Below are 14,692 nucleotides of genomic sequence, written 5' to 3'. Positions count from 1 at the left end.
ACAGTGGGCAGCCTTGGGTGTGACCCTTTTTTCGCGCTGCTGCGGGCTCCGGGGGCGGCCCGGGGTGAGAACAGGGGGATATTCACTGCCCTGATTCTCATGTCGCTGGCGATGGCATTGAGTATCCCGCGGATTTACCTCTTTGTTGATCCGCTGCTGGGCGGTGTGAACGCTGCGAATCTCATCCTTCGCTACTCACTGTTCACGGTCTTCCTGATATTGGGACTTAAACTCGCTGCCGCCTTTAATGCACAGGGTGCCGCGCGTTTCATTGGGGGTCCGGCCGGCCGCTGCGTTCTTGCCGCATCCGTGCTGCTGGTGACCGTGCTCTTCCTGCTCAGCGACCTGCCGCGGTCCTCGCCCGGCCTCTCCGGGTACCGGGACCAAGTGACGGTGCTGGCCTACAGCGACGCCGGCAGGCTGTACACGGCATACGTCGCGGCCTGTCTGGTGCCCGCCCTGTCCGCTTTCGCGCTGAACTCCCGGCAGCCGGGCGACATCCGGTTCAGTGCCGGCCTTATTGCGCTCGGAATGAGCGCAGCGGTCGTCCACACGCTGCTGAGCCTGTTCGTGTGGGGCCTGGAGCGGGGATGGTGGGACACCCTGCTGAACTATGCGGCAGTCATCGTGGTGGCTTTCGGGCTGGCGCTGATGTGGAACTCGCACCGAATGGCCAAGAAGCACCCGAAGCCAGGTCTGCTGGCAAGGGCGTACGGCTCCTTTGATAAAGAATAGGCAACGCACGTCCACATTTTCATCATCTTGTGTCAGAATAATGATTATGTAACATCCGCTGCCTGTGGGGGGTCAGCGTGACGTTACAACCGAAGCCAGCGGATTATCTCCGCTGGCTTCGCTGTTTCCATTGCCGGAAATGGTGCGGGGTTGAAAAGCGGGAGTTCCGTCCAACGGAAACTCCCGCTTTTCACCCCGCGGTATGGCGGTGCTATTGCGCGTCGAGGTCCGTTTCCAGAATTTGGACCAGGGCATCGAGGGCCTCGTCGGCGCCGTCGCCTTCCGCCCGCAGCACCACCACATCACCGTTCGAGGCCCCCAGGCTCATCAGGGACAGCATGCTCGCTGCGTCCATCGCTTCGTCGGCCGGCTCACCCTCCATCGCAATGGTGACATCCACCGGCTGCGCCGCTGCGGCCTCGGCGAAGATTGACGCGGGGCGGGCGTGCAGGCCCACCCGGCTCGCGATTGTGGCTTTACGTTCTGGCATGGGATGTTTCCTTCCGGTTGCACTTCGTAGTTGGGAGGACGTTCACAGCCCCAGCTCGTCCAGGACGGGGAGCCGGCTGCGCACCGCCGACCGCGCCTCTGCGGCGGAGGGGGCACCCAGGGCAAGGGAGGCCAGGTCCCGGGCTTCGGCAATGCTTACCGAGGCCAGCACCGCACCCACGGCTGCCAGCGCCCGCGGGGTCATGGACAGGGTGTTGACTCCCAGCCCCGCCAGCACGACGGCGAGCGCCGGGTCCGCTGCCGACTCGCCGCAGACGCCCACATTCTTGGGCGCGTCCGGGGAGTCCGAGGCGGCGGCAGCCTCGGCGGCCCGGGCGCCGCCGACAGTGCTCTTTATCAGCTGCAGGACCGCAGGCTGCCAGGGATCGTTCAGGGCGGCCAGGGAGCCCAGCTGCCGGTCCGCCGCCATGGTGTACTGCGTGAGGTCATTGGTGCCGAGGAGGCAAACCGAACCCGGGACAGTATCGACTGCGCCATCACTGCGGCTGCGGGAACCTCAATCATCACCCCGGGGATGGCCAGCCCCGCTCCGGTGCACATGACGGCGAAGTCCGCGGCTTCGGCTGCGGTCGCGATCATGGGCGCCATGACCCAAACGTCGGCCTCGTGTGCGCCCGCAGCAATCGCAATGGCCTCGAGCTGCCGCTCCAGCACGCCGGGGGAAGTGCGGTCCGTGCGGTAACCCCGGACGCCCAGCGCCGGATTGGGTTCGCTGGCGTCGGTCAGGAACGGAAGCGGTTTGTCGGCTCCGGCATCCAGGGTGCGGATCACGACTTTCCGGCCCGGGAAGGCCTCGAAGACGGTTCCGTAGGCCTGCACCTGCTCCTCCACGCCGGGTTCGGAATCACGGCCCAGAAAGCAGAACTCAGTGCGCAGCAGGCCGATCCCTTCGGCGCCGGCCACTGCAGCGGCACGGGCGTCCTTGCCGGAGCCGACGTTGGCGAGCAGCGGAACGGCGTACCCGTCCGACGTCATGCCCTTGCCGCTGAACGGCGGGAGGAAACCCTGGCTGCGTACTTTTGCGCCGCTTCCCGCTCGGCGGTCCCGGGTTCCACCACTACGGTTCCGGAGGCGCCGTCGAGGAAGAGTTCGGCGCCGTCGGCAATCGAGTCGGCGTCCGGGGCACCCACCACGGCGGGAAGCCCGAGGGAACGGGCCAGAATGGCGGTGTGGGACTGCGGCCCGCCGCCCGATGTCAGCAGGCCGATCACCTTGGCGGGATCCAATGTGGCGGTGTCCGCGGGAGCCAGTTCTTCGGCGAGGAGGATGAACGGAACATCGGACGCCGGGATCCCGGGGGCCGGCAGCCCGTCCAGCCGGGCGACGATGCGGGCCCGAACATCGAGGACATCCTGGGTGCGCTCGGCCATATAGCCGCCCAGGCTCTGCAGCATGGCCGCCACCTCCATTCCCGCCTCCCAGACGGCGCGTTCCGGGGTCATGCCCGCGTTGATATGTTTCCCGGCCGCCTTGAGCAGCATCGGATCCGTTGCCATCATGGCCGTTGCGTTCAGGACGGCCTTGGCGTCACCCGATGCTGTTTCGGCGCGGTGCCGCAGATCATCCCGAACGTCTTCGGCGGCGTCCTTCAGGCGCGCCTTCTCACCATCCACTGTGCTGTCCGCGCCGAACCTTGCATCTGCGTCGGGCTCGGGCACCGGTGGCGGCATCCGCAGCGAGGGCCCCAGCACCCGTCCGGCGCTGACTCCGATTCCCGTGATGGTCCGCATCAATGTGCCTCTCCGTGGATGGTTGGTGGGTTAAGCAATGACCGGCTCCTCGGCACGCTTAGGCGACGTCCATCGCTTAAGGGCAACATAGATCAATCCTGAGGCCGCCATTCCCGCGAGGATAGCCACGATGAACATCAGTACGTTGCCAATGGCGAAGAAGACGAAGATACCGCCGTGCGGTGCCTGCGACGTCACGCCTGTCCCCATGCATATGGCGCCGGCAACGGCACCGCCGACCATGCAGGACGGGATGACCCGGAACGGATCCGCGGCGGCGAACGGAATGGCGCCCTCCGAAATGAACGCGGCTCCCAGCAGCCATGCGGCCTTCCCGTTTTCCCGCAGCGCCATGGAGAACTGCTGCTTGTCCAGAACGGTGGCCAATGCCATGCCCAGCGGAGGAACCATGCCCGCGGCCATCACCGCCGCCATGATCTGCCATGGCGCCTGGTTCTCGAAGCTGCCTTCGCCCAGGCCGGCGACGGCAAAGGCGTATGCGACCTTGTTGATGGGACCGCCGAGGTCCGAGCCCATCATCAGGCCCAGAATAATGCCCAGCACGATGGCGGCGGCTCCGGACAGTCCGGTGAGCCAGTCGTTCAGGGCGAGGGTCAGGCCGGCAATTGGTCCGCCCAGGACCAGGATCATCAGGCCCGAGGCTATCAGGGAGGCAACGAGGGGGATGATGACCACCGGCATCAGGCCCTGAGCCAGGCCGGTACCTTCCAGCTGCCCACCCACTTGGCGACGTAGCCGGCCAGCAGGCCGCCGATGATGCCGCCAATGAACCCGGCGTCCATGAAGAGCGCGACGGCGCCGGCCGTGAAGCCGGGGGCGATGCCCGGGCGGTCCGCCAGGGCATAGGCAATGTAGCCGGCCAGCGCCGGCACCAGGAAGCCGAGGGACAGGTTTCCGATCTTCCAGAAGACTGCGCCCAGATAGGTCAGCAGGCCCTCCGGCCCGGGGCTGAACAGGGTGTTTCCGTCGAGGATGATGTCGCCGGTGAGGGTGCCGTCGTCGCTGGACAGCGAGAGTTCGTACCCGCCCAGCAGGAAGCCCAGGGCAATCAGCAGGCCGCCGCCGGCAACGAACGGAATCATGTAGCTGACGCCGGTCAGCAGCGCACGCTTGAGCTGGCCGCCGAATCCTTCTCCGCCGCCGCTGCTTTCGGCGTCCCGTTCCTCCCTCCGGGGCCTCCTCCGCCGGCCACCCGCCGGGCGTGCGGGTCCTTTGCCGAAGCCAGGGCCTCGTCGATCATGACGCCCGGTTCGTCGATGCCCCGCTTCACCGGACCGCTGACCACGGGCAGCCCGGCGAACCGGCCCTTGTCCCGCACATCAACGTCGGTGGCAAAGATGACGGCATCAGCATTCCGGATCACGGACGGATCCAGCGGAGTGGAGCCGGCCGAGCCCTGCGTCTCCACTTGGAGGTCGACGCCGCGCTCCGCTGCCGCGGCCCCCAGGGAATCCGCGGCCATATACGTGTGGGCGATGCCGGTGGGACATGCCGTAACGGCCACGAGCCGCCGGGGCTCCCCGGCGCCGGACGTGCCGGCGGGGTGTTCCCCGGACGCGGCTTCCCCGCCCCCGGTGCCGGATGTCCCACCGCTGCCGGCTGTTCCGGCGCCGGTATCAGCGTCAGCCGGCCGGGCACCTGCGGTGTGGGCGCCGCGCGGAGCGCCGGAAGCTGCTCCCGGAGTGCCCGCGGTTTCCGCCTGGGGCGGCGGGACGGGGCCCAGGCCCAGGGCGCCGTCGACCAGTTCCACGATTTCCGCGGGGGACTGGGCGGTCCGGAGCGCCCCCGTGAAGTTCTTCTTGATCAGCGAACGGGCCAGTTTGGCGAGCAGCTGCAGGTGTTCCTGGTCGGCGCCTTCAGGGGCGGCAATGAAGAAGACAATGTCCGCCGGCCCGTCTTTGGCGCCCCAGTCCACCGGCGGGTGGATGCGTGCCATAACCAGGGTTGGTTCCGTGACGGCAGCGGACCGGCAGTGGGGGATGGCGATGCCGCCCGGAACTCCGGTTGCTGTCTTGGATTCTCGGGCCATGGCATCGGAATAGAGGTCATCGAAGCTGGTGGCGCGGCCCGCCGAGACGACGTTTTGGACCAGGTGGCGGATCACCTCCGAACGTTCAGGTCCCAGATTTTGGTCCAGTGTCACTAACTCCGGCGTGATGAGTTCAGACATTAGTCTTCCTCCTTGGTGGATGCTGCCCGGGCGGAGCCGGTGTGCGGCACGGCAACAGGACCGGCAATCTCCGTCACGGTCACCGCGGCGGGGTCGGTCTGGGAGAGGGCGGGGACAGCCGTGCCGGGCAGGGCCGCCGCAGCGGCTCCGTGGGCAACCGCCTGGCGGAGGCAGTCCCGGGGCGGCGCTCCGGCCACGTCGGCCAGCAGGAAACCGGCCAGCGAGGAATCTCCGGCCCCGACGGTTGACCTGGCTTCAACGGGAGGGCGGGTTGCCTGCCAGGCACCGCCGGCGGTGACCAGCAGTGCCCCCTTGGGTCCCAGGGTCGCCAGGACGGCGCCGACACCCCGGGCAACCAGGGTGCGGGCCGCCGTGACCGCGAGGGCGGGATCCCTCTCGAGCTCATCCTCGGTGCCGATGCCCGTCACTTCGGCCAGCTCCTCGGCGTTCGGCTTGAGCAGGTCGGGGGCGGCATTGTGAAGGAGCGCACCCAGGAGGGGAGGTCCGGAGGAATCAATGGCGATCCGCGGCGCCCGGTTTCCGAAGCGCTGCCGGACGGCGTGGGTGACCAGGGCATAGAGGTCCGGTGAGGCCCCCGGCGGAAGGGAACCGGCAAGCACCAGCCAGGACGCCGGGGAGCCGTCCTCGCCGGCGGCACAGGTGGCAAGGAGCAGGTCAAGGAGGCCTTCCTGTTCCCCGGCATCGAGCGGCGGGCCCGGAACGTTGATCTTGGTGGTCGTGCCGTCGGGTTCGGTGAGCGTGATGTTGCTCCGGAGCGCGGCCGCGATCGGCAGGTTTGCATAGCTGACACCGGCGGAACGCAGCCCGGCCATCACGGGATCGTCGTCCCGGCCGGGCAGGACCGCCACCGCCCGAACCCCGGACGCGGTCAGGGCCCGGCAAACATTGACGCCTTTGCCTCCGGGGTCCCCGCTGATCGCTGTGGCGCGCTGGACAGCGCCGCGGACCAGGGTCCCGGGCAGTTCAACGGTCCGGTCCAAGCTGGGATTGACAGTAAGGGTGACGATCATTGAACCACCATGTTCGGGCTCCTGGGGATACTGCGGCTTTAGCCGGGGCCGGGCGGCGGCCGTGCCTGCCGGTGCTGCAGCAGTGGCGGAATCACTGGCGAAGAGGTCCTGGGCGGCCGGCGCCGCACGGTCCGTCAATGATGCTGGGAGCTGCGGGAAGCTGTTATGAGTTGAAGGGAGCCAAGGAATGACACCTGCAATCTGTGGTGCGCACCATGTCCGGTGTGCTCAATCCAGCGTACTTTTGGTCGATCGGCGCTTGCAATAACCTGCGTCGGGACGGCCGTTCCCAAGACGGAATTGGCACGCCGCGGCGGGCGCATCCGCCAAGCAGCGCACCGCTTGGCGGCTGAGGGCGGGCCGGCGGTCTAGGGTAAATGGATGCAGAAGGAAATCTGGTCCGCTGAAGCCCCGGCCCGTCCCGGAACCCACCTCCTGGTGATGCTGCACGGCTACGGTGCCGACGAGGCTGGAATGGTCCGGCTATTCCCGTCGCTGCCGGCCGGGGTCACCGGTGTTGCCCTGCAGGGCAGCTTTCCGGTGGGGGATTCCTTCGGATGGTTCCTGTTGGATCCCTACCTTGGATCGGATACCTCGGAAGTGCTGGAGGCAGCGTCCGGTCTGCTCGCCCGGGTGGATAAAATCCGTGCCGGCGGCTCCTATACGGGCGTTTCGCTGCTCGGGTTTTCCCAGGGCATGGCCATGGCAACTACGCTGCTGCGGCTGCGTCCCGCCGGTTTCCGCGCCGTCGTCGGACTGTCCGGATTCATAGCGGAAAACGAACTGCTGGCCATGGCCGAACCGCTGCCGGAGCCGGTTCCGTACTTCTGGGGGCGGGACCGGAATGACTGGGTCATCAATGAAGATGCGATTGTCCACACGGAGAATTGGCTCCGGGAGAATACCGCCTTGACCGCGCGGACGTATCCCGGAATGGGGCACTCAATCGGTCCTGAGGAAGCCCGCGACGTCGGGATCTTTCTGCGCCGTTATGTATCAACCCCACCCTGAAGCAGCAAGGAATACAAACGGTCCTAACATTGATAACCGGGGAAGGAAAATCCGCTTCGACTACTACATAAGCATGCTTATGAAGTACAGTGGAGGAAAGCGCGGCCCACAGGCCGCTCAGTAAAACAACGAAATCATCACTCGTTCACACAGCAAGGAGTACATCATGGGTTTCATTGCTTTCCTTATTCTGGGTCTTATCGCCGGTGCTATCGCAAAGGCCATCCTTCCGGGCCGCCAGGGCGGCGGCTGGATCGCCACTTTGGTTCTCGGCGTCATCGGCGCCCTGCTTGGTGGTTGGATCGGCGGCGCCCTTTCGGTGCCGACATCAATGAATTCTTCTCCATCGAGACCTGGCTCGTAGCCATCCTGGGCTCTCTCGTTGTCCTCGTGATCTACGGCTTCGTTACTCGCAAGAGTGGCAGCCGCGCGTAGTTTCACGAGTTTCGCGCCTCGGCGCGGATCCCTGCAGTAACTGCAGGGAGCGGGGCCGGCGGATATCCGCCGGCCCCGCTTTTTCGTATCTGCCTCACGTAGGCTTAACCGGGCCGGTCACCGCACCGGTCCGCCGAAGTTACAAAGGAGCGTTGCCGTGGGTTTTGTATCCAACCGTGCCTTCAAGGTTGCCGGAGGTGCCGTCTTTGAAAAGGACGGCACACCGAAGGCTGGACTGCTGCGGGCAATGGAACGGGCCGTGGAGGTCCAGCGCCCCTTGGTCCTGGCCAACATCCGCAGACTGCAGCGCAAGCATCCGGACGCGGCGCCCGCGGAACTGGTCGCGCTCATCGAGAAGCATTACCTGGCCACCGTAACCGGCGGGGGAGCAGCTGTGGGAGCCACGGCCGTCGTCCCGGCCATTGGAACCGTGGCGGCCCTGGGCCTTTCCGCTGCCGCGACCGTTGGCTTCCTCGAAGCCACCGCGCTTTTCGCCCAGTCCGTGGCGGAACTGCACGGCGTGCAGCTGGAGGACCCGGAACGGTCCCGGACCATGGTCATGGCCATCATGCTGGGCGAAGAAGGAACTGCCATGATGCAGTCCGTCGCCGGGCGCGGTGCCAAACCGTGGGCCAGCTCCCTGGGCGGAATGCCCTCCGGGCTGATGGGCGGCGTTGGTTCGTCCATCCGCAAACAGTTCACCAAGCGCATTGTCGCCCGGCAGGGCACGGCCATGCTGGGACGCGCGCTGCCGCTGGGAGTTGGCGCAGTGGTGGGCGGCGCAGGCAACCACGCGATGGGCAAGGGCGTCATCAAAACGGCGCGCAAGGCCTTCGGCCCGGCCCCGGACACCATTAGCGGAGAACTGGCCGAAGACCTGCGCCGGCTGCCCGGCGGCGCTTCATAACCAGTAGGGCCGGCCGGGCCTTGGCCCTCGGACCGGCACGCCCCCGGCCTTGCCAGCCCTTGCCGCCGGCCTAGCCGAAGACGGCGTGCGCGACACTGAAAATTGCCAGCCCCGCCAGGGACCCGACCACTGTGCCGTTGATGCGGATGAACTGCAGGTCCTTGCCCACCTGAAGCTCGATCTTCTCGGACGTTTCCCGGGCGTCCCAGTGCTCAACCGTCTCGGTGATCACTGCGGCAATGTCACTGCTGTAGGTCTTGACCAGGTAGCCGGCGCCGTCGGCGATCCAGTTGTTCACCTTCGCTGCGAGTTCCGTGTCAGTGGTCAGCCGGCGGCCGAAGTCCTGCACTGCTGCCTTGAAGTTCCGCGTCAGCTCACTGTCCGGGTCGTCGACGGCGGTTGTCAGGGCATTCTTGACCGTGGCCCAGGTGGAAGTAATGAGCTGCTGGACCCGCGGGTCGTCGAGGACCTGCTCCTTGATCGCGTCTGCCTTCGCCATGACCGCCGGGTCCTCCTGCAGGTCCCGGGCCAGGCCCTTGAGGTAGTCGTCCAGGGCGCGGCGCAGCTCGTGGTTCGGATCCTCCTGCACAGCCGTCAGGAAGCGCCGCACCTCCACCTGCACCCGGTCTCCCACCAGGTCGTCCACAAAGGACGGAACCCAGGACGGGGAACGCTGGGTGACCAGTTCGGAAATGATGTACGGGTTGGCGGCCACCCAGTCGCTGATGCTGTCCACCACCAGGTTCACCAGCTGGTGGTGGTGCCCTTCGTCGAAGACCTTCTCCGCCACCCGGCCCATCGGCGGGCCCCAGGGCGGATCAACCACGTGGCGCCGGAACATGGACTCCAGGACGGCCTTGACCGCGTCATCGTCCAAAACCCGCAGGATTCCGCGGATAGCCGCCGAACCTTCGGTAGCCACCCGGGCCGCACTCTCCGGGCGCTCCAGCCAGGCCCCGGCTTTTTGCGCCAGCGCCATGGATCCCAGCTTCTGGCGGATGACCTCCTCGGAGAGGAAGTTGCTCTCCACGAACTGCCCCAGGGATGCGCCAATCTGGTCCTTTTTGCGGGGAATGATGGCCGTGTGCGGGATTTTCACGCCCATCGGGTGCTTGAAGAGCGCCGTAACGGCGAACCAGTCCGCCAGGGCCCCCACCATGCCGCCCTCCGCTGCCGCACGGACATACTGCAGCCAGGGGTAGCGGTCCTGCAGGGCAAAGGAAAACACGAAGATAACCGCCAGCAGCACGAGCAGGCCGGTGGCCAGCATTTTCATCCGCCGCAGGCCCGCCGCGCGTTCGACGTCATTCAGCAGCGGGACGCTCATGCGCTGGCTCCGCCGGTCCGGACCCGCCGGACGGGACGTATCGAAAATAAGTTCATGCCGCCCATCTTGTCAGTCTGCTTGGCATGGTGCCATGTCAGCCAATGCAGGGCGCCCTGCGGCGTCCTAGGCCAAGCTGCGGCAGTGTGATTGAGTGGGGTGATGGCTGCTCCGATTGAGGATTATGCGCTGGTGTCGGACCTGCACACGGGTGCCCTGATATCCCGGCGGGGGAGCATCGACTGGCTCTGCCTGCCCCGGTTCGATTCGCCGTCGGTCTTTGGCGCGCTGCTGGGAACCAAAGACCACGGCCGCTGGCTGCTCGCGCCGGAGGGAGATGCCGACGTCGTTCACCGCAGCTATACGGGGTCCACCTTCATTCTGCAGACCCGCTGGGTCACCGCTACGGGAACCGTGCTGGTGACCGAGTTCATGCCGGTTGCCGACGGGCTGGCATCGATCGTGCGCCGGGTGGAGGGGATCAGCGGCACCGTGGACATGCGCCAGGAGCTGGAGGTGCGGTTCAACTACGGCACGGTCCTGCCGTGGATGCGCCGGGACCCGTACCCGCACGGTGAGCGGCTGCTGGCCATTGCCGGGCCCAGTGCGCTGGTGCTGCGAGGTGGTAACCTGCCTGTGGCCCAGGACCACCGGCACGTGGGCAGATTCCAGGTCTCGGCCGGGGAACGGGTGGACCTGGAGCTGACCTGGTTCCGCTCGCACTCCGCGGCTCCCGGACTGACGGACGTCGATGCCGCGCTGAAGGCCACGGCCGCCTACTGGGAATCCTGGGCGGCGTCCTGCGAGCCCGCACCGCGGTATGCCCCGGCGGTCCGGCGCTCGCTGCTGGTGCTGCGGGCGCTCACGCACGAGTCCACCGGCGGAATTGTCGCGGCCCCCACCACTTCGCTTCCGGAGGTAGCCGGCGGGGAACGCAACTGGGACTACCGCTACTGCTGGCTGCGGGACGCGGCGCTGACGCTGGAAGCGATGCTGGGCCACGGCTACGCGGAGGAGGCCCTGCAGTGGCGCAACTGGCTGCTGCGGGCGGTTGCGGGGGATCCGGAGGACCTGCAGATCATGTACGCCGTGGATGGGGCCCGGGACCTGCCCGAGCGCATCCTGACACAGTTCTCCGGCTACCGGGGCGCCGTTCCCGTCCGGGTGGGCAACCGCGCCGTCAGCCAGTACCAGGCCGATGTTGTCGGCGAAGTGATGGTGGCACTGGCCAAACTGCGCGACCGCGGGGTGGCTGAGGACCACTTCTCCTGGCCCCTGCAGCGCGCCCTGATGTCCTTCCTGGAACGCCATCTGGAGGAGAAGGACCGTGGTATCTGGGAAATGCGCGGCGAACCGCAGCACTTCACGCACTCGCGGGTCATGATGTGGGCAGCCTTCGACCGGGCGGCGGCAGCGGTGCGGACCCATGGCCTGGACGGGCCGGTGGAACTGTGGGATGCCCTGCGGGACGGGCTCCGGGAGGAGATCCTGGACCGCGGCTACAACGCGGAACTCGGGTCCTTCACCCAGTACTACGGCAGCGCCGAGGTCGACGCCGCCCTCCTGCAGCTGCCGCAGGTCGGCTTCCTGCCCTACGGCGACGAACGCATGCTCGGCACCGTAGCGCGGCTGGAGAAGGACCTGCTCACCGATTCCGGCCTGCTGCTGCGCTACTCCACCCATTCCGGCGTGGACGGGCTGCCCACCGGCGAAAACCCCTTCCTCGCCTGCAGTTTCTGGCTGGTGGAGCAGTACGCCGCCACCGGACGGATGGAGGAGGCCACCGCCCTCATGGACCAGCTCGTGGGTTACTCCAATGAACTGGGTTTGCTGAGCGAGGAGTACGATCCGGTAGGGAACACCATGGCCGGGAACTTCCCCCAGGCCTTTTCCCACCTCGCCCTCGTCCGGGCCGCAGATGCGCTGAATACCGCGGATCGTCAGCCGGGCCGACCGTCCCCCGTGCCCACCGGCGCGTTCTTCCCATCTGAAAGAAGCACATGAACCGCCACAGCATTTCAGCGGCCGGCATGGCCTCCCTGCTGACCATTAGCGCCGTCAACCACTTCCGCAACCCGAAGTTCTACAACGCCGTGGTGCCCCGGAGCATCAGCACGGATACCAACGGCGCGCTGGGCGTGATGACGCGCCGGCAGTGGACGCATTTGAGCGGCGCACTGGAATTCGCCGCGGCGGCCGGCCTGCTGCTGCCGGCCACCCGGCGGGCTGCGGCCACGGCCACCGCTGTCATGTATGTTGCCTTCATCGCCGGACACCTCAGTGCCCTGCAGCGTGCCTTCGGCCCGCGCGGATCAGATCAGCAGAAAGCCATTCACCTGGCCCGGCTGCCGCTGCAGCTTCCCCTGATCCGCTGGGCCTGGAGCCTGCGCCGCTAGGGGCCGGAGATGGCAACCACCCTGCTCGTCCTGTCCGACACCCACCTCCCCAAACGTGCGCGGAAACTGCCCGAAGCGCTCTGGCGGGACATCGAAGCGGCCGACGCCGTCGTCCACGCGGGCGACTGGGTCAGCGAAGAGTCGCTCGACGAGATGCTGCGGCGCTCCCACCGGCTCATTGCCTGCTACGGCAACAACGACGGCGGTGCGCTGCCGGCGCGGCTGCCCCTGGTGGCGACGGCAACCATCGAGCAGGTCCGTCTGGCGGTTATTCACGAAACCGGTGCGGCAGCCGGCCGGGAGCGGCGCATGGACGAACAGTTTCCGGACACCGACCTGCTGGTGTTCGGGCACAGCCACATCCCGTGGGACACGGTGACCCCGCGCGGGCTGCGGCTGCTGAATCCGGGGTCGCCCACCGACCGGCGCCGGCAGCCTTTCTGCACCTACCTGCGTGTCACAGTGGACGGCGCCGACGTCGCGTCCGAGCTCGTGCGGCTTCCGCCGCGCACGTCCGCGGCTTAACGGCTGCTGCCCCGCCGGTCCGATAGGCGGACGGCGGGGCAGCAGGCGGGTGCCTAGTTGTTCCCGGGCTGGAAGACCACCTTGATGCAGCCGTCTTCCTTCTTCTGGAACTTCTCGTACAGCTCCGGAGCCTCATCGAGGGATGCCTGGTGGGTTACCAGGTTGGTGACACCCAGCGGGTCGGTGGAATCCTCCACCAGCGGCATCAGGTCATCCGTCCAGCGCTTGACGTTGCACTGGCCCATGCGCAGGTTCAGCTGCTTGTCGAACATGTTCATCAGGGGCATGGGGCTGGCCGTGCCGCCGTAGACGCCGCTCAGGGATACCGTCCCGCCGCGGCGGACCGCGTCGAGCGCTCCGTGAAGGGCTGAAAGACGGTCCGTTCCGGCCGTTTCCATGGCCTTCTGGGCCAGCTTGTCGGGAAGCAGGCCAACAGCGGTCTGCGCGGCCTTGCCGGCGGGGGAGCCGTGGGCTTCCATGCCGACGGCGTCCACCACCGAGTCGGGTCCGCGGCCCTCCGTCATCTCGCGCAGCTCATCGGCAACGTCCTTATGCAGGTCCAGAGTCTCCACGCCGTACTGCCCGGCCAGCTTGCGCCGTTCCACCACGGGGTCGACGCCGATCACCCGGTAGCCCAAATGGGTGCCGATGCGGGCCGCGAACTGGCCCACCGGACCCAGGCCGTAAACGGCGAGCGTGCCGCCGTCGGGCACGTTGGCGTACTGGACACCCTGCCACGCGGTGGGCAGGATATCGGAGAGGAACAGGTAGCGGTGGTCCGGGAGTTCGGAGCCGACCTTGATGGGGTTGTAATCCGCGAGCGGAACCCGCAGGTATTCGGCCTGTCCGCCGGGAACGGAGCCGTACAGCTCGGAGAACCCGAAGAGGGCGGCGCCGGAGCCCTTCTCGCGGACCTGGGTAACCTCACACTGGGTCTGCAGGCCCTGGCGGCACATGAAGCAGTCGCCGCAGGCAATCTGGAAGGGGATGACCACACGGTCGCCCTTTTTCAAGTTGGTGACGGCGGAGCCGACCTCTTCCACGATGCCCATGGTCTCGTGGCCGAGAATGTCGCCCGGCTTCATGTACGGCATGAGTACGCCGTACAGGTGGAGGTCCGAACCGCAGACTGCGGTGGAGGTGACGCGGATGATGGCGTCAGTGGGCTCCTGGATGACCGGATCCGGGACTTGCTCGACGCTGACGGAGTTTTTCCCTGCCAAGTAACTGCTTTCACGTGCGATCCTCCTGCTAATTGCTTTTGGGTGCTTGAAAGTGCGTGCTCCCATTGTCGCAAATAGTAAGGGTACTGACAAAACGGCTCGGTCACACCGGAATGTCGTGCCCGGTTTCCGGGTGGTGCGGGCCGGCCGCCCGTTCGGCGGCCAGTACCCGGGGATCCCTGCGGAGGAAGGCCAGTTCGAGGGCCTCTTCATTGGTCAGCGGACGGGCCGGCGCGCCGTGGCGGTCCGCTGCGGGCGCGGCGAAGGAGCCCAGGCGGCAGACCGGAAGGTTCGGCGGTGCCAGTACTTTGACGGGGCATTCCCCGGTGGCCGGGCCGGCTCCGGAAAACAGCAGTTCCAGGGCATCCTGCTCCACGTGGGCGGCCCGGAGCAGGTTGATGCGTACGGCGGCCCCGAGGGTGCCGGTGTGGGCCAGGATGTTCATGAGCGTGGGACTGGTGTCGGAGGTGAGGCAGCCGCGCACTTCCACGCAGGCCTCGCGCAGCCGGGTGTCCACCCGGACCAGAACCCGGAGTGTGTGGTCGGATGATGGGTGTTCCCGTGAGGTGAGGCTGTCCATGGGATTCTCCGCAGGCGCTGGCAGGCGGCCTCTGCTTGACCGGTCTTCGACCGTAGCCCAAAGGCCGGCCGAATGGGAGTCCCTTCCACTGATT

General features: G+C 67.0%; 10 protein-coding genes and 4 pseudogenes. 7 read left to right on the top strand and 7 right to left on the bottom strand.

Features of this window, described 5'->3' with window-relative positions:
- The first annotated feature begins 3 nt into the window (after positions 1-3).
- Positions 4-735, top strand: coding sequence for a hypothetical protein (locus OL239_RS00460; protein ID WP_268910286.1), 732 nt, complete (start codon positions 4-6; stop codon positions 733-735).
- Between the two features lie 211 nt (positions 736-946).
- Here the strand turns inward: OL239_RS00460 and OL239_RS00455 are convergent, their stop codons facing one another.
- The 4 genes and pseudogenes from OL239_RS00455 to OL239_RS00440 all read right to left on the bottom strand — a co-directional run bounded on the left by OL239_RS00455 (position 947) and on the right by OL239_RS00440 (position 6,197).
- Positions 947-1,225 (bottom strand): HPr family phosphocarrier protein, encoded by a 279-nt coding sequence (locus tag OL239_RS00455; protein WP_268910285.1) that lies wholly within the window; start codon positions 1,223-1,225, stop codon positions 947-949.
- 42 nt (positions 1,226-1,267) lie between these two features.
- Positions 1,268-2,975, bottom strand: a pseudogene (ptsP, locus tag OL239_RS00450) (phosphoenolpyruvate--protein phosphotransferase).
- Positions 2,976-3,005: 30 nt separating this feature from the next.
- Positions 3,006-5,166 (bottom strand): annotated as a pseudogene (locus tag OL239_RS00445) (PTS fructose transporter subunit IIABC).
- Entirely contained in the window at positions 5,166-6,197 is a 1,032-nt protein-coding gene (locus OL239_RS00440) for a 1-phosphofructokinase family hexose kinase (RefSeq protein WP_268910284.1), read from the bottom strand. Before OL239_RS00440 ends, OL239_RS00445 begins: the two are co-directional and overlap by 1 nt.
- A 381-nt stretch (positions 6,198-6,578) precedes the next feature.
- Between OL239_RS00440 and OL239_RS00435 the strand changes: the two genes are divergently transcribed.
- The 3 genes and pseudogenes from OL239_RS00435 to OL239_RS00425 all read left to right on the top strand — a co-directional run bounded on the left by OL239_RS00435 (position 6,579) and on the right by OL239_RS00425 (position 8,550).
- Complete coding sequence (locus tag OL239_RS00435) at positions 6,579-7,208, top strand: alpha/beta hydrolase (RefSeq protein ID WP_268910283.1); 630 nt, start codon at positions 6,579-6,581, stop codon at positions 7,206-7,208.
- Positions 7,209-7,374: 166 nt separating this feature from the next.
- Positions 7,375-7,643, top strand: a pseudogene (locus tag OL239_RS00430) (GlsB/YeaQ/YmgE family stress response membrane protein).
- A gap of 157 nt (positions 7,644-7,800) precedes the next feature.
- Entirely contained in the window at positions 7,801-8,550 is a 750-nt protein-coding gene (locus tag OL239_RS00425; protein WP_268910282.1) for a hypothetical protein, read from the top strand.
- Positions 8,551-8,620: 70 nt separating this feature from the next.
- Here OL239_RS00425 and OL239_RS00420 read toward each other — a convergent pair whose 3' ends face one another.
- A complete protein-coding gene (locus tag OL239_RS00420; RefSeq protein WP_268910281.1) occupies positions 8,621-9,877 on the bottom strand; it encodes a DUF445 domain-containing protein in 1,257 nt (418 codons plus the stop codon).
- A gap of 159 nt (positions 9,878-10,036) precedes the next feature.
- On the opposite strand from OL239_RS00420, the gene OL239_RS00415 reads away from it, so the two are divergent.
- From OL239_RS00415 to OL239_RS00405, 3 genes are read left to right on the top strand one after another with little or no spacing between them, the layout of a single operon-like run.
- Positions 10,037-11,878, top strand: coding sequence for a glycoside hydrolase family 15 protein (locus OL239_RS00415; RefSeq protein ID WP_268910280.1), 1,842 nt, complete (start codon positions 10,037-10,039; stop codon positions 11,876-11,878).
- Positions 11,875-12,270, top strand: a complete 396-nt coding sequence (locus OL239_RS00410) for a hypothetical protein (protein ID WP_268910279.1) — start codon at positions 11,875-11,877, stop codon at positions 12,268-12,270. The genes OL239_RS00415 and OL239_RS00410 overlap by 4 nt, the downstream gene beginning before the upstream one ends.
- A gap of 9 nt (positions 12,271-12,279) precedes the next feature.
- The gene (locus tag OL239_RS00405; RefSeq protein ID WP_268910278.1) at positions 12,280-12,795 is read left to right on the top strand and encodes a metallophosphoesterase family protein; all 516 of its coding nucleotides are present in this window, start codon (positions 12,280-12,282) and stop codon (positions 12,793-12,795) included.
- Between the two features lie 53 nt (positions 12,796-12,848).
- Here OL239_RS00405 and OL239_RS00400 read toward each other — a convergent pair.
- A pseudogene (locus tag OL239_RS00400) lies at positions 12,849-14,032 on the bottom strand (zinc-dependent alcohol dehydrogenase).
- A gap of 89 nt (positions 14,033-14,121) precedes the next feature.
- The gene (locus OL239_RS00395) at positions 14,122-14,598 is read right to left on the bottom strand and encodes a hypothetical protein (RefSeq protein ID WP_268910277.1); all 477 of its coding nucleotides are present in this window, start codon (positions 14,596-14,598) and stop codon (positions 14,122-14,124) included.
- Between the last annotated feature and the right edge of the window lie 94 nt (positions 14,599-14,692).

The sequence above is a fragment of the Arthrobacter sp. ATA002 genome (assembly GCF_026898095.1).
GTDB lineage: Bacteria > Actinomycetota > Actinomycetes > Actinomycetales > Micrococcaceae > Arthrobacter_B.
This window is presented reverse-complemented; position numbering and strand designations above follow the sequence as displayed.